The organism is Chelatococcus sp. KU-N122 (assembly GCF_055391085.1).
The window spans coordinates 2,940,299-2,962,690 of record NZ_AP043981.1 but is presented as its reverse complement, the minus strand read 5'-3'; the positions used below and the strand labels follow the sequence as shown (position 1 = coordinate 2,962,690).

Annotated in this window: 19 protein-coding genes; 10 read left to right on the top strand and 9 right to left on the bottom strand. The window is 63.9% G+C overall.

Annotated elements, in window-relative coordinates; translation table 11 throughout:
* The first annotated feature begins 210 nt into the window (after positions 1 to 210).
* Entirely contained in the window at positions 211 to 1,089 is an 879-nt protein-coding gene (locus tag ACZ5PO_RS13300) for an NmrA family NAD(P)-binding protein (protein ID WP_464194133.1), read from the top strand.
* A 564-nt stretch (positions 1,090 to 1,653) separates the two neighbouring features.
* Here ACZ5PO_RS13300 and ACZ5PO_RS13295 read toward each other — a convergent pair.
* Positions 1,654 to 2,676: a zinc-binding alcohol dehydrogenase family protein gene (locus ACZ5PO_RS13295; protein ID WP_464194131.1), complete on the bottom strand. Its 1,023-nt coding sequence runs from the start codon at positions 2,674 to 2,676 to the stop codon at positions 1,654 to 1,656.
* Positions 2,677 to 2,780: 104 nt separating this feature from the next.
* Between ACZ5PO_RS13295 and ACZ5PO_RS13290 the strand changes: the two genes are divergently transcribed.
* Positions 2,781 to 3,671, top strand: a complete 891-nt coding sequence (locus ACZ5PO_RS13290) for a LysR family transcriptional regulator (RefSeq protein ID WP_464194129.1) — start codon at positions 2,781 to 2,783, stop codon at positions 3,669 to 3,671.
* A gap of 372 nt (positions 3,672 to 4,043) precedes the next feature.
* Here the strand turns inward: ACZ5PO_RS13290 and ACZ5PO_RS13285 are convergent, their stop codons facing one another.
* Complete coding sequence (locus ACZ5PO_RS13285; protein WP_464194127.1) at positions 4,044 to 4,475, bottom strand: winged helix-turn-helix transcriptional regulator; 432 nt, start codon at positions 4,473 to 4,475, stop codon at positions 4,044 to 4,046.
* A gap of 98 nt (positions 4,476 to 4,573) precedes the next feature.
* On the opposite strand from ACZ5PO_RS13285, the gene ACZ5PO_RS13280 reads away from it, so the two are divergent.
* Positions 4,574 to 5,464, top strand: a complete 891-nt coding sequence (locus ACZ5PO_RS13280; protein ID WP_464194125.1) for an NmrA/HSCARG family protein — start codon at positions 4,574 to 4,576, stop codon at positions 5,462 to 5,464.
* 30 nt (positions 5,465 to 5,494) lie between these two features.
* On the opposite strand, the gene ACZ5PO_RS13275 is transcribed toward ACZ5PO_RS13280, so the two are convergent.
* Both ACZ5PO_RS13275 and ACZ5PO_RS13270 read right to left on the bottom strand, forming a co-directional pair.
* Positions 5,495 to 5,917: a DoxX family protein gene (locus tag ACZ5PO_RS13275; protein WP_464194123.1), complete on the bottom strand. Its 423-nt coding sequence runs from the start codon at positions 5,915 to 5,917 to the stop codon at positions 5,495 to 5,497.
* A gap of 2 nt (positions 5,918 to 5,919) precedes the next feature.
* Positions 5,920 to 6,405: an SRPBCC family protein gene (locus ACZ5PO_RS13270; protein ID WP_464194121.1), complete on the bottom strand. Its 486-nt coding sequence runs from the start codon at positions 6,403 to 6,405 to the stop codon at positions 5,920 to 5,922.
* Between the two features lie 125 nt (positions 6,406 to 6,530).
* Between ACZ5PO_RS13270 and ACZ5PO_RS13265 the strand changes: the two genes are divergently transcribed.
* The gene (locus ACZ5PO_RS13265; protein ID WP_464194119.1) at positions 6,531 to 7,013 is read left to right on the top strand and encodes a MarR family winged helix-turn-helix transcriptional regulator; all 483 of its coding nucleotides are present in this window, start codon (positions 6,531 to 6,533) and stop codon (positions 7,011 to 7,013) included.
* A 151-nt stretch (positions 7,014 to 7,164) separates the two neighbouring features.
* On the opposite strand, the gene ACZ5PO_RS13260 is transcribed toward ACZ5PO_RS13265, so the two are convergent.
* Positions 7,165 to 7,746 (bottom strand): TetR/AcrR family transcriptional regulator, encoded by a 582-nt coding sequence (locus ACZ5PO_RS13260; protein ID WP_464194117.1) that lies wholly within the window; start codon positions 7,744 to 7,746, stop codon positions 7,165 to 7,167.
* Between the two features lie 195 nt (positions 7,747 to 7,941).
* On the opposite strand from ACZ5PO_RS13260, the gene ACZ5PO_RS13255 reads away from it, so the two are divergent.
* Both ACZ5PO_RS13255 and ACZ5PO_RS13250 read left to right on the top strand, forming a co-directional pair.
* Entirely contained in the window at positions 7,942 to 8,340 is a 399-nt protein-coding gene (locus ACZ5PO_RS13255) for a RidA family protein (RefSeq protein WP_464194115.1), read from the top strand.
* Positions 8,341 to 8,505: 165 nt separating this feature from the next.
* Positions 8,506 to 9,129 (top strand): lysostaphin resistance A-like protein, encoded by a 624-nt coding sequence (locus ACZ5PO_RS13250; RefSeq protein ID WP_464194113.1) that lies wholly within the window; start codon positions 8,506 to 8,508, stop codon positions 9,127 to 9,129.
* On the opposite strand, the gene ACZ5PO_RS13245 is transcribed toward ACZ5PO_RS13250, so the two are convergent.
* Positions 9,014 to 9,346 (bottom strand): Rrf2 family transcriptional regulator, encoded by a 333-nt coding sequence (locus ACZ5PO_RS13245; protein ID WP_464196824.1) that lies wholly within the window; start codon positions 9,344 to 9,346, stop codon positions 9,014 to 9,016. The genes ACZ5PO_RS13250 and ACZ5PO_RS13245 overlap by 116 nt on opposite strands.
* 223 nt (positions 9,347 to 9,569) lie before the next feature.
* Between ACZ5PO_RS13245 and ACZ5PO_RS13240 the strand changes: the two genes are divergently transcribed.
* The gene (locus ACZ5PO_RS13240) at positions 9,570 to 10,256 is read left to right on the top strand and encodes a class I SAM-dependent methyltransferase (RefSeq protein ID WP_464194111.1); all 687 of its coding nucleotides are present in this window, start codon (positions 9,570 to 9,572) and stop codon (positions 10,254 to 10,256) included.
* Between the two features lie 259 nt (positions 10,257 to 10,515).
* Here ACZ5PO_RS13240 and ACZ5PO_RS13235 read toward each other — a convergent pair whose 3' ends face one another.
* Together ACZ5PO_RS13235 and ACZ5PO_RS13230 are read right to left on the bottom strand one after the other, a co-directional pair.
* Entirely contained in the window at positions 10,516 to 11,268 is a 753-nt protein-coding gene (locus ACZ5PO_RS13235; protein WP_464194109.1) for an MBL fold metallo-hydrolase, read from the bottom strand.
* 85 nt (positions 11,269 to 11,353) lie between these two features.
* Positions 11,354 to 12,370 (bottom strand): DMT family transporter, encoded by a 1,017-nt coding sequence (locus tag ACZ5PO_RS13230; protein WP_464194107.1) that lies wholly within the window; start codon positions 12,368 to 12,370, stop codon positions 11,354 to 11,356.
* Between the two features lie 96 nt (positions 12,371 to 12,466).
* Here ACZ5PO_RS13230 and ftrA point away from each other — a divergent pair, with 96 nt between their 5' ends.
* The 3 genes from ftrA (at position 12,467) to ACZ5PO_RS13215 (ending at position 21,315) form a co-directional block, all read left to right on the top strand.
* Positions 12,467 to 13,450 carry a transcriptional regulator FtrA gene (gene ftrA, locus ACZ5PO_RS13225; RefSeq protein WP_464194105.1) on the top strand — a complete coding sequence of 328 codons (984 nt, stop codon included), beginning with the start codon at positions 12,467 to 12,469 and terminating at the stop codon, positions 13,448 to 13,450.
* Between the two features lie 317 nt (positions 13,451 to 13,767).
* A complete protein-coding gene (locus ACZ5PO_RS13220; RefSeq protein ID WP_464194103.1) occupies positions 13,768 to 15,327 on the top strand; it encodes a hypothetical protein in 1,560 nt (519 codons plus the stop codon).
* A gap of 9 nt (positions 15,328 to 15,336) precedes the next feature.
* A complete protein-coding gene (locus ACZ5PO_RS13215) occupies positions 15,337 to 21,315 on the top strand; it encodes an RHS repeat-associated core domain-containing protein (protein WP_464194101.1) in 5,979 nt (1,992 codons plus the stop codon).
* Between the two features lie 105 nt (positions 21,316 to 21,420).
* Here the strand turns inward: ACZ5PO_RS13215 and ACZ5PO_RS13210 are convergent, their stop codons facing one another.
* The gene (locus ACZ5PO_RS13210) at positions 21,421 to 22,332 is read right to left on the bottom strand and encodes a LysR family transcriptional regulator (protein WP_464194099.1); all 912 of its coding nucleotides are present in this window, start codon (positions 22,330 to 22,332) and stop codon (positions 21,421 to 21,423) included.
* Positions 22,333 to 22,392: the final 60 nt, after the last annotated feature.

The window sequence follows — 22,392 nt, the reverse complement described above, 5'->3', positions numbered from 1 at the left end:
CACAGTAACAGTGACCTTTGTGCGCTCAAGTCATTCTCTGGGTCGGCTTATACGGATGTTCGTGCGCGACGCCCCTCACCCGCTCACGCTGGAGGGGACGGATCCCGGCCTCCGGCAGGGCTGATCCGGCATTATTTGCCGGCTCACCCCAGACCGCGTGCGTCAGTTGGCGACGCGCCCGGCCCAACCTCTGACATAAGGAACCGCCCCATGTATGCCATCACTGGAATTACCGGAAAGGTCGGCGGCGCGCTCGCCGATGCACTGCTGGACGCGGGCCTGCCGGTCCGCGCCGTTCTGCGCAACCTGGCCAAGGCTGGCCCTTGGATCGCGCGCGGCTGCGATATCGCCATCGCGGCGATGGACGATGCCGACGCGCTCGCCGTCGCCTTCGACGGCGCAAGCGGCGTATTTATCCTGCCGCCGGCCGATTTCGATCCCGAGCCGGGTTATCCCGAGGCGCGCCGCGTCATCGCGGCGGTGCGGCAGGCGCTGCAAAGGGCGCGTCCCCAGCGCGTGGTCTGCCTCTCCACCGTCGGCGCGGACGCCGAAGAGGACAATCTGCTCACCCAGCGCACGCTGATGGAGGAGGCGCTGGGGAGCCTGCCGGTGCCCATCGCCTTCCTGCGTGCGGCCTGGTTTCTCGACAATGCGGCCTGGGACGTCGCCTCGGCGCGCGACGAGGGCGTGATCCGCAGTTTCCTTGCCCCACGCGACAGGCGCATCGCCATGGTCGCGGCGAAGGATGTCGGCCGCACCGCAGCAGCCCTGATGCGCGAGCGCTGGACGGGCGTGCGCGTCGTGCGGCTGGAAGGGCCGGCTCGGGTGTCCCCCGATGATCTCGCCAAGGCCTTCGCGAGCGCCCTCGGCCATCCCGTCCATGCGGACATCGTGCCGCGCGAAGACTGGGAGGCGCTCTTCCGAGCCCAGGGCATGCGCTACCCGCAGCCGCGCATTCGAATGATCGACCGCTTCAATGAGGGCTGGATCGACTTCCCAAGCAACGACCCAGGCGTCCTCAAGGGCAAGACCCATCCAGTCGAGATGATCGCCGACCTCGTAAAAGCTGCAGCGCACACCGCTGAATAAATGTCATTTCCTCAAAAAGGATATGACCATCCGCAACGGCGAAATAGTGGCCTGAACATCGCATCGGGAGAAACGACATGGGGAAAGACAGTCCTTGTCACCGGTGCAGCCTCCGGGTGCGGCCGTGGTGTTGCCGTCGGCCTGGCTCGGCGAGACCATAAGGTGATCGCCGGCTGCCAGCTCTGGCCGCAGGTCTGGGAGTTGCGCAACGCGACCGAGGCCGACGGAGTAGAGATGCAGGTCATCAAGCTCGATGAACGAGTTCGACCGCGCTAAGGCGCTGGATCTGGACACGGACGATGCTTCATCATTGGATCGAGCCATTCTCCGCCATTGGTCCGAGGACAGTGGCGAGGCGGCCTTGCCTGAAGGTACTGCCGACATCTTCGAGCGAGAAGGCCGCCATCGGCCGATGGCTCGCTTTCTACGACCACCGGCGACCCCACACTCCTCACGGCAGCAGCCGCCGCCGTGAGTATCGGGAAAGCATCGAAGCCGATCAGCAGAGACAGAGAGCAGCTTAAATCAGCCGGAAACCTGTTCAGGAATCGGGGAGCAACTCACTCAAGAGAGCGTAACCACGATTTTTCTCCCTGAAACCCCGCCCTTCAGAGTTTCCAGCGCTTCTTGAAAGGCGCCGAGTCCGTTGCCAACGACCCTGGCCGGAGGGGCCGCGCGATAGCATTGGCTGGCGAGAGCTGCGGGCAGGAAGCCGCGATAGATCATATCGCCGATTTCATCGTCTTTGAGGCTGGTGCCATGAATATGCGTGGCGACAACCGATTCCGGCAGAACCTCACTAGTCCGCAGCGTCATTGCGACGACCCGTCGTCCTTCGCTGCGGCTCACAACGGCAACGCAGTCGGCGAGGTTTCCTGTCGCGTGCAAGGCGCCTGCGAGAGTCTTCCCCTGAAGGGCCTGCGAGACTTTGTCCACGACGGCCGGATCGCGGTAATCGATTACCTCGACAGCACCGAGCTGCCTCAACATGGCAGTATGGCGCGGTGAGGCAACCGCGATGCATTCATATCCGGATGCCACGGCGAGCTGGATGGCGTTGCAGCCAACACTGGACGCCGCACCCCAGACGAGGACAAATTCGCCCGTCGGCGACGGCGCGGCTGACGGATGCACCAGGCCGAGATGAGAATCCTGATAGAGGCCGCAGGCCGCAGTGCCGAGTCCTAGCGGCAGGACCGCAGCATCGACAAAGGACATGGTATCCGGGATTGGGGCCGTCATATGCTCAAAGACCGCCGTATATGTCTGAAAGGCGCCTTGTGACGGACGATTGATCGTCGTGCCGACGGCCTGGCCCAGTACGCGATCGCCGGGCTGAAAGCGTGTTACGTTGCGACCGACCGCGACGACTTCACCAGCTATATCGCTTCCGGTGATGGCTGGATATTCGAGCCAGGGCAGTATCGCAGCCTCCTGAAGCAGCCAATCAAGGGGGTTTATAGCAACAGCAGCGTTTCGGACGAGTATTTCGTTATCGGCAAGTTGCGGAACAGCGATAGGTTCTATGGTCAGCGGCTGCCCTGGCGCCTTTTGCCACGCCGCCTGGCCTTGTTTCAAGTTAGACATTCTAAACGTTCCTTGGCTCTGTTCAAGCCAAGGGTAGGCTCTTGGATTGTGCTCCACAATGCACCATATCTACAATGTGGTGTTGCTCTAGGAACAACAATCAAATGGATGCCGGCGAATTCAAAGAACTCACTGTGTTCATGGCAATCTTCAACGCCCGCGGCTTCCGCGGAGCCGCGAATAAACTTGGGATGACTCCATCTGCAGTGAGCCGAGCGCTAAACCGATTGGAACAGCGTCTGGGCATGCGATTGCTCAACCGCACGACGCGCAGTGTGAGTCCGACAGAAGCCGGTGAGTTGCTGCACAATCGGCTGTCCCCAGTGCTGTTGAACCTTGATGATGTCATTGAGCAGACCATCTCGGTCCAGGGCGCACCGGTCGGAACCGTGAGACTTAATTTGCCAAGACTTGCAGCGGAGCAAATTCTTGCTCCTCGTCTGGCCCAATTTGCCGCGGCCTATCCTGGGGTACGGCTCAACCTCGTGGTCGACGACGATTTGACGGACGTGATCGCGGCAGGGTTCGACGCTGGCATCCGCATCGGCGAACTCGTGGAGCAGGACATGGTCGCTATCAATCTGACCGGACCTTATCGCGTGGCGGTGGTTGGCTCTCCAGATTATTTTGCTCGACGTACCCGCCCCGAGACGCCACGCGACCTTCGTAATCATGCGTGCCTGAATTATCGTTGGGTTACATCTGGTAAGTTGTGCCGATGGCGGTTTGATGGGCCGAACGGCTCGCTGTATGTGGATGTTGACGGGCCACTGGTCGTCAACGACACAGGAATCATCCGTCAGGCGGCAATCGCTGGTGCGGGACTGGCGTATCTGCCCGAGGCGAGCGTCTCCGAAGAGCTTGCTACTGGCAGGCTGGTGCGGGTGCTGGAGTGCTGGTGCAAGCCGTTCCCAGGCTTCTATCTGTACCATCCCAGTCGTAAACAAACGCCGCCCGGACTGCGGGCTCTCATAACGCACCTCAAGAAAGCATAGTCCGTCCAATCGAAATATACATCCGGCGATGAGAGATTGTTGCTTGAGAAAAGACATCCTCCGGTGCGGCTAGTGTGGTGAATCTGAAGTTCCTGCTCCCCACATGGCATCCACGTTCAGGACCTTCAGATCCATTAAACCACACTCGAATCATAGAGTTGCTAGTGTGGCTTAGGAATCCGAAATTCGCTCCCAGCGCTGCCCCGAGGTGGTGCGAATTTCGGATTCGCCACACTAGAGCGGGCTTCGATCAGACGGAATCGGCCATGATCGAAAAGACGCGTCAAAATAAGAAATCAGCGTGGATCAGCGATCATGGCAAAAGCGAATCTGCTCTAGAAAAACGTCGATTCAAGTTTCATGCCCGATGCTTCAGGTCGCCTGTGGCAATAGCGGATTTTGCGGCTTGGTCTCGTCGTAAACGCGACGGCTCTCTTTAATGGAGTGCAGATTATCCCGAACCCAAAGGTTAAACCTCTCAAGGGCGAGCAACGCGCCGCCGCCCATCTCGGTCAGCTCATACTCGACACGCGGCGGCACTTCAGGGAAGTAGTGACGCGCAACGAGCCCGTCACGCTCGAGATTGCGCAGTGTGAGCGTCAGCATCCGCTGGGTGACTCCATCGACCTCCTTTCTCAGTGCTGAAAAGCGGAGCCGATTATCCTCCGCGAGCGAAAGACGCCAAAGGACCGGGACGGTCCACTTGTCGCTCAGCAGGGTGCAGACCCCGTTTGACGGGATCGGTCTGAACGACCGGTTACCCACCGATCCTCGCAGCGTGTCGCCATGGATCTGTTTGTCCAAGGGTATCCTCCTTGTGCCTGATGCTCAAAAATGTGCCGTCTTCCGGCGGTTTTCCAAAAGTATATATGGTCGCCCCGTGTTTAACACGAGGGTTTCCAATGGCTACTGACAAACACCCTACTCTGGTTTTCGGCGCCACAGGGCGACAAGGAGGGTCTGTTGCCAAGGCCTTGTTGAAGGCAGGATGGCCTGTTCGCGCGCTTGTGTCAAAGTCCGCTGATACCGCGTCGTTGCAACTGCGGAATGCAGGCGTAGAGCTGGTACAGGGCTCTTTCGACGACACGGATGCGATCCGTGCAGCCATGAAAGACACCTACGGTGTTTTCAGTGTACTGCCCGCCAACTTGGCGGCAGAGGACGAAATCCGATATGGGATGTCGATTGCGGACATCTCGGCAGAGACCAGTGTCGATCATTTCGTGTATTCTTCGGGCGCCAGCGTCGGAGATGAACTGACCGGCGTCCCGCGTTTCGATGCCAAGCCGCGCATCGAAGCGCACGTTCGCGAACTCCCGATCACCGCCACCATTATCCGGCCGACAATCTTCATGGAAATGCTCGTGCGACCTGGTTTCGGTTTGGATCAGGGTCGGTTGGTGTCTCTGATCAGGCCGGATCACTCAATTCAGTTGACCGCCGTGGAAGACATCGGCAAATTTGTTGCTGCGGTGTATGCCGACAAGACCCGCTTCGGCGGCATGACGTTGAAGATCGCCAGCGACCGCTTGACAGGCCATGAGCTTCAGTCCGCCTTTACCGAAGTCGCCGGACGTCCAATCACCTACGACCGCTTTTCCGATGACGTTCTCGCGGCAAACGTGGACCTTGCACACATGGCGAAGAGCCTGGAGGACGGTCCGCTTGCAGAGCGAATCGACCTGGATGCCATGCGTGAAATCAACCCGGAGCTGCTCTCGTTTCGCTCCTGGCTCGCAAGCAACGGACGCGCGGCGCTGTATGAAGCGTTGGTCGCAACCACCGCGCTGTGACCCAAACGCCGCCGCGCCTACGCCGGGTTTTCAGCTGGTCGCCTGGCCCCGAAGCAGCGAGACGAGACGGCGATCGCAGAGGAGCAAGGTGGCCCAAACAAGCAGGCCCAGATAAACGCCGAAGAGGGTGTGGGTGAAGAGGGGGCTCTCGACGCGCAGGTGGGTCGCGATGGCGCCGCCCAAATAGGCCGTGAGCAGCAGGCCGCCGAGCAGCGAGGTTCGCGGCACGGCGTAAAGCAGCGTCGAGACCAGCAGGACGAGGCCGAGGATCGGTGCCTGAGCCGCATCCCATCCCAGGCCCTTCGCCGCCTCAGGCATATCAGGCAAAACGAAGATCTTCACGAGCGCATCGAAGACGAGGAACAGCACGACGACCGTTTTCAGGACGATGCCGATGCGCCGAGCGCGCCGCCCCACCACCCGGGACGCCAGCAGCGGATTGGCAGCCTGCACACTCATTGTGTTTCTCCCTGCTTCGCGAGGAGCGCCGTGAGCTGGTCCGCGCACTGGTTCCAGCCGGCCTCGAATCCCATGCTCTCATGCGCAGTACGGTCTTCGGCCGACCAGTGCCGGGCCCGCGCAGTGTATCGCGTCTGCCCACCGCAGTCCTCGAATGTCACAATGATGGTCGCAAACGGCTTGGGTGAAGGCACCCAGGCCTCGGTATAGGCGTCGGTGAAGACGATCCGCTCATTCTCGATGACCTCGAGATAGACGCCGCGCGACGGAAAATCATTTCCGTCGCCATCGCTCATAACGATCAGCGACCTACCCCCGGGCCTCACATCGAGCTCAGCATTCGCTATGGTCCAAGGCGCGGGCGCGAACCATTGTCTGAGCAACTCGGGCCGTGTCCAAGCCTGGAAAACGCGCTTGGGTGACGCGTCCAACATGCGCGTGATCAGCAGCTCCTCCGGCGAACTCATATTGTGGCCGTTCATTTTTCTCTCCCTTCCGTGACGAGAAGTCCCTCATGCATGGACATCGCCAACCACCCTGTTATATTAGGCAATAAGAAACTTAATGAAATGTATCTTAGTGTCAAGATATTTTCGTGAGGACGAAGATGGATCGTGCTGCGATGGCCGTTGAGCAGTGGAGACGCGAACGCCCCGACCTTCCGTCGCTGCCGATGGCCGTGTTCGGACGGCTCTCCGAAGCCTCCGAAAAGGTGCTCCGCGACCATATGAACCCGCTATTCAGTCGAGCGGGGCTCCAGCCTGGCGAGTTTGATGTTCTGGCGACGCTTCGGCGCTCGGGCGCGCCCTTCATGCTGTCTCCGACGCGTCTTTACGAGGCCACGATGATTTCCTCGGGCGGCATGACCAACCGCCTCGATCGCCTCGAACGGGCCGGACTCGTCGAACGGCGCCCCGATCCCAATGACCGACGCGGAAAGCTCATTGCGCTCACCGACCGCGGACGCCAACTCATTGACGAGACGATCGGACAGCATGTCGCCAACGAGGAGCGGCTCCTCGGAGCGCTGACGCCGGCGGAACAGGAGAAACTCAACGATTTGCTGACCAAGCTGATCGCTGCACTCTGAGCGGAAACGCACGCTGCGGAAGCTGCAGATTCGATGGGCGGTGAGCGTGCCCCTTCCGGTCGGATGCAGGCGTCCCAACCAGGCTGCTCATCTGCCCACTGCGGCGGGAATTGAACGCATCACCCCCTGGAGCCGTCATCCGCCCGCCCTGTCATCGGCGCCGTGCGCGACGGCTCGCCAGCAAGCCTGCCGCCATCAGCTGGAATGCCTCGATGGCTTTGGGCAAAGCAGACCGCGGCTCTTTGCTGGCCGCCACCCACAGGGCTGCGTTCAAGGCCGCGCCGCTGAGAAGGCGAGCCGTGGCCTCGACGTCGACGGGCTTCATGATGCCTTCGGAGATCAGCTTGGCGACGGCCTGCTTCGTCATGTCCAGGCACGCGTTCTGGCTTGGCCATTGAGTCGGATCGCCCAGGACGGCGGGGCCGTCCAGCAACACGATCCGCTGCACTTCCGGGTCGACAGCCATCTCGATATAGGCCGCCCCCTCCGCAAGGAGCCCCTCCCAATCGTCGCCTGCTGCGGCGCCGGCCTCTCGCGCCCGGCTCGCCATCTCGCCATCGACCTGAGCGACAACGGCGGCCAGCAGCCCCTTCTTGCTGCCGAAGTTGTGGTAGAGCGCCCCGCGCGTCAGTCCGACATCCGCGGTCAACTCGTCCATCGACGCCGCGGCAAAGCCCTTCTCGGCGAAAGCCTTACGCGCTGCCGCGATCAGCTTGGCCCGGTTTTCCTCCATTGTCTCGATGCGGCGTCTTGCGGTCATGGCTCACCCTGATTTCAAATACGAGGCGTATCTGGGTTGACATTCGACTCGTATGTGAGATTATTCCACATACGTGACGTATATCAACCAACACCCCTTCCCGTGAGGCCTGAGCCGTCATTCATCGGCCGGCTTCACGCAGGACAGCGACATCTGAAGGACCACGACATGACGCAGCGCGATGCCGTCTTTCCCGCAAACCGCCACGCTCTTTACGAGGCGCATGGCTATTCGGCCGCAATTCGCTCGGGCGATCTGCTGTTTGTGTCCGGTCAGGTCGGTAGCCGGTCCGACGGCTCGCCCGAACCGGATTTTGCAGGCCAGGTCCGGCAGGCCTTCGCCAATCTGAAGGCGGTGCTCGCGGCCGGGGGCTGCACCTTGGACGATATCGTCGATGTGACGACCTTCCACACGGACCCCGAGAACCAGTTCGAAACCATCATGGCGGTGAAGAACGAAGTGTTCCCGCAGGCGCCCTATCCGAACTGGACCGCCATCGGCGTCAATTGGCTTGCCGGCTTCGACTTCGAAATCAAGGTCATCGCTCGCATTCCCGGCAACGTGTAGTTTGCAAGGCTCGACAGAGCCTGTAGGAACACTGGTGCGCAAGGGCTCTGCCTGTTCACAGGGATAATGATGGCAACATCTGCTCCGAAAAGCCCTTCAAATACCGACCACGATTTGCCTTTATCCACAGAGGCAGTCGCCCGACCAGGTTGGCCCGAAGTCGCGGTGGCGCTGATCACCTATCTGATCCTGATTGCCGCACTCGCCCTGTGGATGGTGCGGGTATCCGACGAACAGGCCGCCTTGCGGGGCATCGTTGGCATGGCAGTCAACGGCGTTGCCGGCACCATCGCCCTGCTCGCGGCATTCGCCCTGCGCATTCGTGATTTTCACGCCTTCGGCTTTCGCGCGACCGAACGGACATGGCTGCTCGCCGGAGCGGCGCTGGGCGTCCTCGCGTTCGGTCTGAGCTTCATTGTCGAGGGGATATACTTCCTGTTCATCACCGAGGCGAACACGCAGGCTGACTTCCAGGCCGCGGCATCCGGCCGTGCGCTTCCGCTGCTTGCTCTACTGGTCACGGGCGCCTTCTTCACACCGTTTGGCGAAGAGGTCGTGTTCCGAGGCGTCATCGCCAATGCGCTCAACCGATATGGAATGTGGGCCGGAGTGGTCGGCAGCGCCGCCATATTTGCCGTCGTTCACGGCCCGAGCGTTATCCTTCTGGATGCATTCATGGTCGGCATCCTGACGGGCATGCTGTTCCGCAAAACGAGCTCCCTGTGGCCCTCCTTGATGGTTCATATTGTGTATAATGGGCTTCACCTCCTGTATTACGCGACGCTTTGAACAGCCACTGCGAACGACCTTGAGATCTCCGCGCGAGTGTCCAGCGCGCCGCCGCGCCCTTTCCTGGTTGCACGTAACCCGCATTCCTCAGGCCGGCCATGGCGCGCTGGAACACTGCGGGGGTCGCTCCCACGCTGCGGGCCAGGACATCGGAGGGCATCGGCCCCTCTGCATGGTCGAGATGCAAGAGCACGTGCAGGACGTCCGAGAGTCGCATGTCCCTGTTCATGGCAGCCTTCGGGTTTGATGGGGCGGCGAACGTCGGATCGCTCAGACCCAGCGATTGACATGGGAAGCACCGATCACGTATCTTCAATTGATACGTGATACGCACTCCCTTTCGTATCGTCGTCAGATACAAACCCGGGGTTCAGGACGGTCGCTGATGGCGATTCTGCCCGAACTGCCGCACGCCACCCCTTCGTGTTCGGATGAAGAGCATGGCTTCATTCCAACCTTTTACCGATCCCGCGATGGTTGGCGGCTATGCCGATGTCACGCCACAGCGCGTGCCAGGCTTTGCCGATCTCCATCGAATGGCCCTGATCCTGCTTTCGGAGCGGGCACCAGCGGCCGCGGACATGCTCGTTCTCGGCGCCGGCGGCGGACTGGAGCTGAAGGCCTTCGCCGCAGCGCGGCCAAACTGGTCGTTCGTGGGCGTGGATCCGTCGCAGCCCATGCTTGATCTGGCGAGGCACGTTCTCGGCCCGCTCGGCTCACAGGTCCAGTGGGTGCATGGCTATGTCGAAGATGCTCCCCCGGGACCTTTCGATGGCGCCACCTGCCTGCTCACGCTTCATTTTCTGCCGCGGCCGGAGCGGCTACGCGTGCTGCAGGCGCTGCGCGAGCGGCTGAAACCCCGAGCGCCTCTCGTCGTCGCCCATCACAGCATCCCGGAGGGGGACGAGCCCGAACACTGGTTGACGCGATCGGCAGCCTTTGCAGCGGGCGCGCAACCCGATCTTGCGCAAGCAGCGGCGTCTGCTGCGGGCATGGCGCAACATCTGCCCCTTCTGTCCACCGGCGACGAGGAGGCGCTCCTGCGGGACGCCGGCTTTTCCGATCCCGCTCTTTTCTACGCCGGCTTCTCCTTCCGCGGCTGGGTCGCCTTTGCAGAGGCGGCTTGATCCTGGCGCACTTCGATCCGATCAGGAAGCGCTCGAGCCGCGGGCCGCCTCGCGCTATTCCGCAGCTCGCTGGTTACCCCTGCCGTTATGGTCGATCGATCCGCATGCATGGCCTTGATCGCGGCGCCAACCTTGCTCGGCGATGCTGGACGGAGCTCGCAGGAAGCTCTGGTCACGCCCGTCAAGGCCTGCGCTGGGCCGAGCGGAACGGAGCTTACGAACAGATATTCGCAGCGCTCAGCGGCGATCGATACTGTTTCTACACACCGAACTCCAGAACGTCTCCATCGTCCGGGATCCGAAGCCTCTCGGCGACGATGCCGTGTGACTGCGCATACTGCCGCAGGTCGGCTCGGCTCACCGTCGCATGATCGAGCGCATCGAGATGCGTCGCGACGACGATCGCACGGGGCGCAGCCTCGCACACAGCCACGGCCTGCCTGGCATCCATAGCGATAGGTTCGCCCTCCCAAAGCGCGCCGCAGGGATGAATGACGATGATATCGGGATCGGTGCTGCGGATTGTCTCTTCGACCGGCGGATAAAGCACGGTATCCCCTGACCAGTACAGCGTCGGCTCGCCCGGTGCTACTATGCTGAAGCCCATGACGGGGCCCATCTTATCGACGACAGGACCGAAACCGTGCTGTCCCTCGCGCCGCGTCAGACCTATGCCGCGCCAGTCCGTTCGGTCCACAAGCGGCGTCACATTCTCGAAACCGAATGAACGGATCTTGCTCTCATCTCCGTGTCGGCAGATCAGCGGCAGATGTTTGGGCACGAGCGACTGCGCAACGAGATCGAAATGGTCCGTATGCAGATGCGAGACCATAACAAGCTCGACACCATGAAGAATCTCATCCAGGCCGACGGTAAGATCGACGAGCGGGTTGGGCGAACGCCCCGCATAAGACGGCCTGCTATGTTTTGGCGCTAAGAACGGATCGATCAGGATCGTCCGGCCGCCGACATCCAGCTTCAGGGTCGCGTTGCGCAATAACCTCAGTTTCACGGGCGGGCTCCTGTCTCTGCCTGTCAGGATTGCTTGGCTCAATTGCTTGGCTCAATTGCTTGGCGTAGTGGACCTGGTGTTCCCATCAGGGCGGCGAGCCGCGCCGGGCTCGGTACTGCAGATGAAGGTTGTTCAGGATCAACGCACTGCCGGTGATACAGGCGCCGATGATCTGGGCAGGTGTCGCCAGGACACCGGTGATCGCCGAGACGATGAAGGCCGTGATCGGCACCACGTCCATGAACAGCACAGCGTTCAGCGGCGTGAGGATCTTGTTCCCGAGATTCCAGCACAGCACACCGGCCAGGCTTGCGATCAGGCTCATGTAGAGGACGTGAGGGACGATGAAGATAAAGTCTGCGGGCTGCGGCAAGACGATCGCATGTGCTGCCAGGAGGCTCAGGTTGATCGCCACGATCGTCGTCAGGCCGAGGCACATCGTCAGCGTGGTGTATTTGAGCGGGGACCATGTCGTGAACCGCGCCGCGCCGAACGTGTAAATCAGCCAGCAGATCATCCCGAGCACGATCAGCCCATTGGCGGAATAGTTCTGCGGCTCTTGCAGCAATCCGCCGATGTCTCCCTTGGTGACGACAAGCCCGACACCGAGCAACGACAGCAGGACGAGCGAGAGCGTATAGCGCGGCGGCAGGACACGGCGAGCGACGGAGTTGATCAGAACGCCCAGCAAGGGCTGGGTGGCTGCCATGATCGAAGCCGTCAAAGCCCCTTCGCCGCCGGCCAGCTGCTGACCCAGAAACACAAGGAAGCCGAAGCCGGCGAAGCCGATCGAGCCCAGGAACCAGGCGAGCATGATCGACTCCCCCCTTGGCCGCAGAGTGCCCGGTCCTTCCCTGACCCGGAGCAGGACGAGCGATGCGCCAGCCGCGATCAGGTAGCGCAGCGAGGTGAAGGTGAAGGGGTCGATGCGCGTGAGCGCACTCGCCATGACCGGGAACATGAGACCGAACGAGACCGTTGCGGCAAGGCAATACAGAACTCCCCTGGCACGGCCGCCCTGGCCGCGATCGTGCGACGCGCCCTGGACGGAGGCGCCGCTTGGAGAGGGCTGTACCAGCGTTGGCGGCGCGACTTCGCTCATGAACACTCCCCAAACGTGACGGTCGCCTCTGTCTACGATCGTCAGCGCCGCGGGCGTTCTTGACCAGTGGCACAGATGCCAGTTATCGTGAAAATCATGCCAAAGCAGTCCAACAGCAGGGGGCGGCAGAACCGGCCTGACAACAAGGCGGTCGCACTGCTGGCCTATGACGGGGTCAACGCGTTCGAGCTCGGCATCGCCCTCGAGGTCTTCGGCCTGCCCAACATGGGTCGCGACTGGTACTGCGTCGCCGTGTGCGCCGAGCACCCCGGCGTGCCGCTCGCCGCCAGTGGCGGTGTCAAGATCGTCGCGGACCTTGGCTTCCCGTTCTTGCGGCAGGCGGGCACGATCATCGTGCCGGGGTGGCATGACATCGACGCGACGCCGCCCGAGCCGGTGATGGACGAGCTTCGCCGCGCCCACGCGCGCGGCGTCCGGATCGCATCGATCTGTTCCGGCGTCTTTGTCCTGGCTGCCGCTGGGCTGCTCGAGGGACGGCGAGTTGCAGCGCACTGGGCCCATGCGGATGCCCTCATGCGGAGGCATCCCTCGCTGCATGTCGATGCCAAGGTCCTTTATGTCGATGAAGGCGACATCATGAGTTCGGCCGGTCGTGCCGCCGGCCTGGATCTCTGCGTCCACATCGTCCGCCACGATTTTGGGCCGGACGTCGCCAATGACGTCGCCCGCCGCCTCGTCATTCCGGCGCACCGCGAAGGGGGACAGGCGCAGTTCATCCCCAGTCCCGTCCTGGCCGAAGGCGATCCTCTTGCCGAGTTGCGGGCCTGGATGCGCGAACATCTCGCTCATGACCTGACCATCGACACTTTGGCTGACAGGGTCCGCATGAGCCGGCGGACGTTCATCCGACGGTTCGGGGAGGCAACCGGCGTGTCGCCCGGCGAATGGATCGTGCAGGAGCGCGTGGCGCGTGCGCGCAGCTTGCTGGAAGCGACTGCCATGTCGGTCGAGGACGTCGCGACGGCCGTTGGATTTGGATCGGCTGATGCCTTGCGCCATCATTTTCGGGCACGCTTCGTGACAAGCCCTGCTCGCTATCGCATGGGGTTTCGCGCTTAGCGGAACCAATGTCCGAACACGCCGGCGATGCGGTGGCGTGGTGCTCTGGCAGCGCGACGACGACCAACTCAACGACTGGAAAGGGACCTTCGTCGGGGCAGCGGGCAACGACGAGGACGCGCCCAAAGCTGTCGGCCAGCAATTCGGCAGAAGCCATGCCCACAAGCCTTACCGTGGCAGTGGCAATTCGCGAACCCTCCCCCAACCTGCCAAGCTCTGGGTTGCCGGCCTCACCGTTTCGCACGCAACCATCTTGCATGTGAAGAATAAATTACTTAGCCTCGACGCGACGCCTCTGGTTTTGGATTGGGTTTGCTATGCCAATTCAATCGCTCATGCCGCCGCAGGACATCACCTGGACGCGGATGGCGTTCGCGCCAGACATGATCGACACGAACTTCGGCGACATGGCGTTCAGTCCCAAGTGGCGTTCGTCGCTCGCTGTCTATTATTACGTCGTGCCGGACGAGGAGATTGCCGACACCTATCCCAACTCCCGGATCGTCTATCTGCGACTGACCTGCAGCCTCACGGGCTGGAACCCATCGGAGGCTCTGCGTGGGGCCCAGGTGCAGGCCCAGCAGGCCGGCAACTGGGACGACCTGCAGCGCACGCTGTGGCAGACGATCATCGCCAGCGGCTGGGCGGCGCAGTACTGGCCTTGCCTCGGCGCCATCATGCAGATCGCCGTTTATCCGCATAACGCCACCGGCGTGGCGCCCGACGACTATCCTTATTTCCTCGACTTCGAGCCCAAGAAGCGCGAGCTCTACGAGAGCGTCACCCAAGGGTCGGAGACGCTGTCGGCCTCGGCCGACACCACCAGCATCACCAAGGGCAACAGCTCGACCAACAGCCTCGAGGTCGGCGCCAGTGCAGGGTTCAGCATCGGGCCTTTCGGCGCATCCGGGAACGTCACGCAATCGTGGAGCGACACGACCGTGAACCAGAACACGACCGACACGTCGCGCGAAGCGCGCGAAACGCTCAGCCGCACCACCTCGACCAGCCAGATGTATCAGCTCTTCAATGGCTATCATCTTGGCACGAACAGGGCGCTATTCGTGGTGGCGCCGCGGCCGCACACCGTGTCGAGCTCGGCGCAGACGGAATTCAACCTGATCGACGGCGAGCGCAATCTCGAAGGCATCCAGGACGTGTTCCTGGTGGTGCACATGCCGCGCTCGCTCGATGGGCTTTGCATCCAGGCCGGCCTCGATACCGGCCATCAGGCGCCCGCGGTGGTGCCACACTACCTCGTGGCGGCCATGCAGAGGCAGCCCAACGGCAACGGCGACTGGCCGCCGCCCGATCCGCTGCCGCCTCCGCCGCCCCAGCCGCCGACGCCGACGACGCCCACCAAGCAGCTCGTGGTGACCCGCCGCGTGATTCAGAGCTGCGGGACCTTCGACGACAGCGGCAACCTGGTGCTGATCAAGCTGCGCGAGCCCGTGCGCCCGCCGATCGTTGCGGGCGAGCTCTCCCTGCCCGATCGCGCCACGGCCGCCTTGGCGCGCACGCAGGCCGGCGGCACCTCGCCCGAGGCGCGCGCTCAGACCCAGCGCGATCTGAACGTCGCGCAGAGTCAAGTGAGGCGCCTGATGCTCAACAATATCTCGGCAGGCACTTACCAGCCGCGGCCGTTCGAGCAGACGGGCGTCTTCCGCGCGCTCGTGGCCAATATCGCGACCGAGGCGAACATATCGCTGACCGACCTGGCCGCGAAGGGATTCATCGACCGGGCGCATTTGCCCGCGCTGCGGCGGACGAAGATCACGACGGTGGGCCAGCTCTTCGCCGCGACCGCCACCGACGCCGCGGCCGGCCAGGCCCAGAAGGATGTGCTCGACCGGCTTTTGAAGACCACCAAAGGGTGAGCCCCGGCCGTGCCCGACCCCGACACCACGACGCCCGATACCACCCCGGACGCGGGCGGCGCCGGGTCGGTGGCCACCGTCACCCCCGCCATGAGCGACGACCAGATCAAGGACGCGATCCGCAAGCGCTATATGGATCTGGCGGAGGATGCGGCCACGGTGCTGGCCGAGAATCCGCAATCGCAGCAGACGCTCGACGACTTCAAGAAGCTGCTGAAGTCGGCGCCGCTTCAACTCGACGTGCCACCGGATATGGCCGACCGGTTCGCTCGCCTCAAGGCGCAGGTGATCGACGAGGTCGCGCCAGCCATCATGCCGGCCGGCGACAGCAACGGCCTGTACGTGGTCAAGAGCCTCGACCCCGCCCCGACGAAAGACAACGTCGCCAAGGCCGCCGATCCGGTGAAGATGTTCAACGGCGAGTTCACCTACGCCGTCGCCGACTTCGAGCTGAACGGCGCCGGCCAGAATTTCGTCTTTCAGCGCACCTACTCTCAGTTGGTGGTCTACCAGGGCCCCCTGGGGTGCAACTGGGACCACAATTATAATCTCTGGCTCACCGTGCCGCCCGACCAGCTGGCCATCGTGCGGTCGAACGGTGCGCTCGGCATCGACGTCTTCACGCGCCATGAGATCCACGGCTATTGGGTCCCGCCGGATGGCGTGGATGCGATCCTCGAGGCCGACGGGAATTCGTTCACGCTGCGCCAGCCGGACGGCACACGCATCCACTACCAGCAGCATCCGACGCTGGGCCCGAGCATCCACGTGGTGGCGCGCATCGACGACCGCTATGGCAACTCTCTCTCCTTCGCCTACCAGAACGGACTGCTGGCGCATGCCGAGATCAACAGCAGCCAGCGCCGGGTCGATTTCAGCTATGACGACCAGAGCCGGATCGTCGCCATCGCTGATTTCACCGGCCGCACCTGGAGATACGGCTACGACGACATCGGCAATCTGGCGACGGTCACCTTGCCCGCCACGGAACCGCACCGCAGCGGACCGACGTCGTTCTACGATTACATCGGCGCGGCGAACGCGGACGAGAGCCTGCAACACGCACTGATCGGCATCTTCGACGGCAACGGCCGCCCGTTCCTGGAGAACGAGTACGGCACGCAACCGGGGCTGGTAAGCTACCGCCGGGTCGTCCGGCAGCGTCAAGCCGGCGGCGACACTCTGTTCGACTATGCCGATATCATCGAGGACTTCAATCAGCCCTACGACGACCACGAACGGCCCGACCGTCAGACCATCGTGACCGAGCGCGACGGCCGGCAGCTGCGCTACCTCTTCAACCGCTTCGGCAACGCCCTCTACAAGGAGGAGTACGCCTTCCTCGGCGGCCTGCCGAAGCTCATCGGCGCGCATTATCGCTACAACCGCGACGGCAAGCAGGTCGCGGCCGTCACCCCGATGGGCGTGACCACCCAGACCCTGTTCGGACGCGACTGGTACGAGCGCGTGCATCCGCGGACCGAAGACTACCGGCCCGAGGCGGATGCCGACCTCACCGCCGAGGCCCGCCTACAGTTCGCCAACGTCCTGGCGGTCGTGAGGCGCGGCCGCTTTCTCGCTTTCGCGCCGACAGGGCTCGCGCCCAGCCTGTGGTCGGCGACAGCGCTCCCTGACATTTTCGCGACCGACGCGTCCGACGCCATCCAGAAATTCACCTACGAGCCGGACTTCAACCAGGCGCTCACCGTGTCCGACCCGCGTTTCACAAGAAGCGCCAACCCGGCCTTTGCCGAGGACGCCGCCTACACCGGCGCCCTCACCCGCTACACCTACGCGCCCGGCAACGGCTTCCAGAATTTCTTTCTGCGGTCGGTGCAACGGCCGACGCCGACCTTGCCCGACGGCTCCGCCGGTGACCCGGTGGTCGTCTCCTTCAACCAGTACGACGCCAATGGCCGCCTGCTGGAAGCCGCCAACGCAGCGGGGCTGGGAACGCGCCATGCCTATTTCGGCGCGGCCGACGGCCCGCTCGACGGCCTGCTCAAATCCACCACCATCGATCCGACGGGCGCCGCGCTCACCACCGCGATGGACCGCGATCCTCTCGGCCGCGTGACCCGGCTCTATGGCCCGAAATTCACGGCGGGCGACGACCGCTTCGTGTCCGAGGCCGACTACAATGCGCTGGATCAGGTGGTGCGTCGCGTCAGCTCGCTGCCGGTCGGCGCCACAACCACCTTCGCCTATGACCGCGCCGGCAACCTCGTGCGCACCGAGCTCGGCCTGAAGGACGAAGCCAATACGCCCGCGGGCGTCTTCGTGACGCTGAGCCGGTACGGCGAGGAGCAGAATCTTGTTCGGCAAACCATCGGCGACGGCACGTTGGCGAAAGTCACCAAGGTCGTGCACGACCGGGCGGGACGGCCGGCGCTCACCATCGAGCCGTCGGGACGCCTGCGCAAGCTGACCTACAACGAACGGGCGCTGGTCGCCACGACGATCGACGACTATGCGCATACGCGCGCCGTCGTCCGCTACGCCTACGATGCCGACGGCCGCGCCATCCGCATCGTCAACCCGCGCGGCTACGCTACGCGCTTCACCTTCGACGCGTTCGGGCGGGCGGTGCGGACCGAGGATGCGCTGGGCAACGTCACGATCCGCCGCTTCGACAAGCTCGGCAATCTCCTCGTCGAATGCAGCCACGAGAAGCAGGCCGACGGCAGCTTCCTGCTGCTCGCCCGGCGACAGTTCACCTACGATGAGATCGGACGGCGCATCACGGCGTCGGCAAGCCGGTTCGATCATGCGCCGCCCGTCGCCGCGGCCGACCTTGCGACCGCCTTTCTCGACAGCGGTCCCGGTACGCTGCTCACGCTTCAGTACTTCTACGACAGCCTGAACAATCTCGTGCGCGAGATCGATCAGGACGGCCGCGCGTTTGTCACGCAGTTCGACATCCTGGGCCGCGCGGTCCGCCGGGTTGATCCCTACGGCAACGAGTGGCGCCTGGAGTGGGACAAGGAAGCCAATCTCGTCCGGCTCGACCGGCAGGAGCTGGTGAAGGACACGAACGGTACGACGCTCCGGACCCAGCACTACGCCGAGACCTGGACCTACGACGAGCTGAACCGCAGGATCGCCCATGCGACGCCCGGCGGCATCACGCGTTGCGCCTACAACAGCCGCGGCGACTGCGTGGCGATCACCGACCCGCTCGGCAACGTCATCCGCAACGACTATGACGTCTTCCGCCGCCTGACCCGCAACCGGCAGTTCCTGCCGCCCGCCTCGCCCGGCGGTACGCCGCAGGCGGTGGATGTGAGCTTTGCCTGGAATCTCGACGACCAGAAGGTCTCGCAGACCGACGCGCTGGGGCGCGTCACGGGCTTCACCTACGATACGGCCGGACGCCTCGCGTCGACCCTCCTTCCGGACGGCAGCGCGGATCTCGCCGAATACGATCGCGGCGGCAACATGATCGCCTACCGCGATCGCAATGGCGCCGTCCGGCGGCTCGCCTGGGATGCGCTCGGCCGCAACACGTCGCTGGAGGTCGACCGCTCCGGGCTGATGCCCGGCGTGACGCTCGGCGGCACGACCAGCCAGCACGCCGCCTATGATGGGCTCGGCCGCCTGCAGCGGGCCACGAACGACTTCATCGACATCGGCCTGCGCCACGACTCGCTCGATCACGTGATCGAGGAGAGCATCACCTTCGCGGGGGTGCCCGGTGCCGATGCGACACACGCCTTCGTCATCGGACGCCAGTTCTCCAACACCGGCGCGATCGACCGGTTGAGCTACCCGGCCGGCCGCGCGCTCAGCTACCAGCGCGACATCCTCGACCGCGTCACTGCCATCGCGCAGGACCAAGGGGGCGCGGCGTGGCCGGGCGACCCGGCGAGCGCGGGCGCCACGCCGCTGGCATCCTTCGCCTATGCGGGCCTGAGCCCGTCGCAGCTCAGTCGGGACGGGGGGCCGACCACCGACTTCCGCACCGACGCGGTGGCCCGCATCGACGAGGTCCGCCACTCGATCGGCGGCACCCCGGTGCTGACGGTGCAATACCTGCACGACGCGCTGGGCAACGTGCGCAACTGCGTCGAGACCGGCCAGGACTTCGCCATGCGGCTGGCGTTCAAGTACGATACGCTGTCGCGGCTGTTCGCGTGGGATGTTGCCAGGCCCGCGACCGCCCTCGACATGAGCGCAATCGCGCAGCCGGCGCAGCCGCTGCCCGACCCGCTGCCCAACTTGCAGGCGCAGATCGATGCGCGCTTCTTCGACCTGCCGAGCACACCGGATGGCAGCAGCTGGGCCTATGACGAGGCGGGGAACCGGACGAGCAGCACGGTCGGCAACGTCGTCACCTCCTATGCGGTGAACGAGCTCGACCAGCACGTGCAAGTCGGTGGCGCGACCCGCCGCTACGACCGCAACGGCAATCTGGTCGAGGACGAAGTCTGGTCCTACGTCTACGATTTCCGCAACCAGCTCGTGGCCGCGACGCGCAAAGCCGACAACCGGACCGTCGAGCGCCTCTACGACTGGCTCGGTCGTCTCCACGCCGAGCGCCAGGCCGGCGCGCTACGCCTGTTCATCCGCGACGGCCAGCAACCGATCGAGGAGTACGAGGCGGGCCAGCTCGTGCGCAGCACGGTGTGGGACACGCCCCGTTCCGACGCGCTGATCACCTCGGGCGGCGGGCACGACAATTTTCCGATGTGCGATGCGCGCCACTCGGTTCGTTACCTGTTCGACAGATCGGGCAAGCGCAACTTCTACGTCTACGATCCGTTCGGCGGGCTGGTGCAAGCCATGGTGCCGTCGGACGACAACCCGTATCGGTTCGCTGGCAAGCGCCCGATCGACGAGACCGGCAAGCTCGACTTCGTGTTCCGCGCCTACGACCCCGGCACCGGCCGCTTCCTGCAGCGCGACCCCAAGGGCCACACCGACGGGCCGAATCTCTACACCTTCGTGCGCAACAACCCGCTCGCCTTCGCCGATCCGCTGGGCCTCGAAAGCCGGCACGAGTTTGCCGGGCCGACCGCCACCCTCGGCGCCGAATGGATGTTTCGCAATCCCTCGGGCTTCACCCTGGCCGTCCCCAACAATTTCGACCGGGTCAAGATTCGCGCCTACAAGCAGCGCATCCGCGACCCGCTCGATCGCGGCATCGGCCTGCGCTCGCCGCTCGAGGGCCTGAGGAGCAAGACCGACGACATCCGCGCCGCCAACGAAACGCTCGCCGATCTCGCCGAAGTGAGGCTGCGGGACGAACAGGGCATGCGGCCGCGCAACGTCAATCTCGACCATACCGTCGAGCTGCAGCACATCATCCGCACGGGGGCGCCCGGCGCCGAGACCGTGCGTCCGCAAGATCACCGCTGGCAGGACGCCAGTCTCAACAAGTCACAGGGCTCGAGCGGAATGTGGGCCGACAGACGCTCGCGGGCGCGTGGCGACCCCTTCGACGTCTCGGCCGGCGGCGTCGCACGCGAGCGCGACCTCAACAAGTTCTGGAACCGGCCGGGCTGGCGCGGCCTCAACCGGGCCTGGGGCGCCTACAATCTGGTCGGCGGCACCTATGCGTCGATCTCGTCCTTGGGGGACGACATCCGCGACGGCAACTGGTTCGCCGCCGGCCTCGACGCCAGCGGCTTCGCCGCCGGTGGCCTGGAGATCGGCGGCATGCTGGCGGGCTCCAGCACGCTGCTGACCGCGGGGCGCTGGCTCGGTGCGCCGGGCGCCGTCATCAGCTCCGGCGTGATCGGCGTCCGCATCGGCACGAACCTCTACAACAACTACGTCGACAAGGAGAACGCGATGGACGCCGGCTCCTGGGTCGAAGAGCACACCGGCTCGCGCGTGCTCGGTGCCACCGCCGCGGCCGGTTGGGCCGTAGGCAGCGCGGTGTATCACGCGCCCGAAGCCGCCTACGACTATGCCAAGGAGACCTGGACGGTCGATCCCGACGAGATCGACTGGGACCGCACCCTCAAGCCCTGGAAATGGCTGTAAGCGGATGCGTCGGCGTGCGGCCGACGGACGTTCGGCGACATGCCGAGCGGCCCGCCTGGCACCAATACAGCCCTATGGCGAACGGGCGTCGTAGCTGTCCAGATCCTACGGCCCAGCAGAAGCGTATTTCGTGGCGAGTTTGAGATCGCCGATCCTCGATACGATCGCCTTGAGAAGCGGTGACGTGTTGGCGTCGTTATAGCCGAGCGACAGGTCGATCGTCGGCGGCACGCCGGCGAGCGGCCTGCTGACGACGGTCGGGGGCAACAGGTTGCGGGCATAGAGCGGCATCAGCGCGATGCCTCGGGTCGAAGCAACCAGCGACATGGCCATCGAGAGATTGTCGACATAATGGTGGGGCGTGAGATCGATGCCGAGCCTGGCGCCGTAGGCATCGGTCACCGCCCTGAGCGCCGGGGACTTGTCGTGGGGAACGCCGACGAGCTGCTCTGCGGCAATGTCCTCGGCAGTAATGGCGCCGCGCGCCGTCAGCTGGTGATCGGCCGGCATGAGCACGATCAGCGGTTCGTCGATCAGCCGTGAGAAAACGATCCCCGGCGCGTTGCGTTCATGCCGAAGGAAGGCGAGGTCGATCCTGCCGCGCATCAGCCCGTCAGCGAGATCGGGCGATGACAGGCTGAGAATGACGACCTCCGTGTTGGGCAGTTCGTCGCGCATGATGCGCATGACCGCCGGCAGCCAATCGAATTCGTAGCCGGTCAGGAAGCCGAGCACGAACGAAGCCTTGGCGGGTGCCGCCGCGCGCCGCGTCGCCTCCACCGTCGCCTCGACCTGCACGAGCACCGCACGCGCATGGTCGAGAAACACGCGGCCGGCGGCGGTCAGCTCGACGCCCTTGGCCCCGCGGACCATCAACTGGCAGCCGAGCTCCGCCTCGAGGTCCCGCATCTGCCGACTGAGGGAGGGCTGCGCCGTGTGCAACCGCTTTTCGGCGGCGACGGTCAGGCTGCCCTCTTCGGCGACGGCGATGAAGTAACGAAGGTGACGCAAGTCCACGAGCCATACCTTACAGGCATGGAAACCGACCAACAAAGTCTTTTTCGTGAGAGGCCGCGA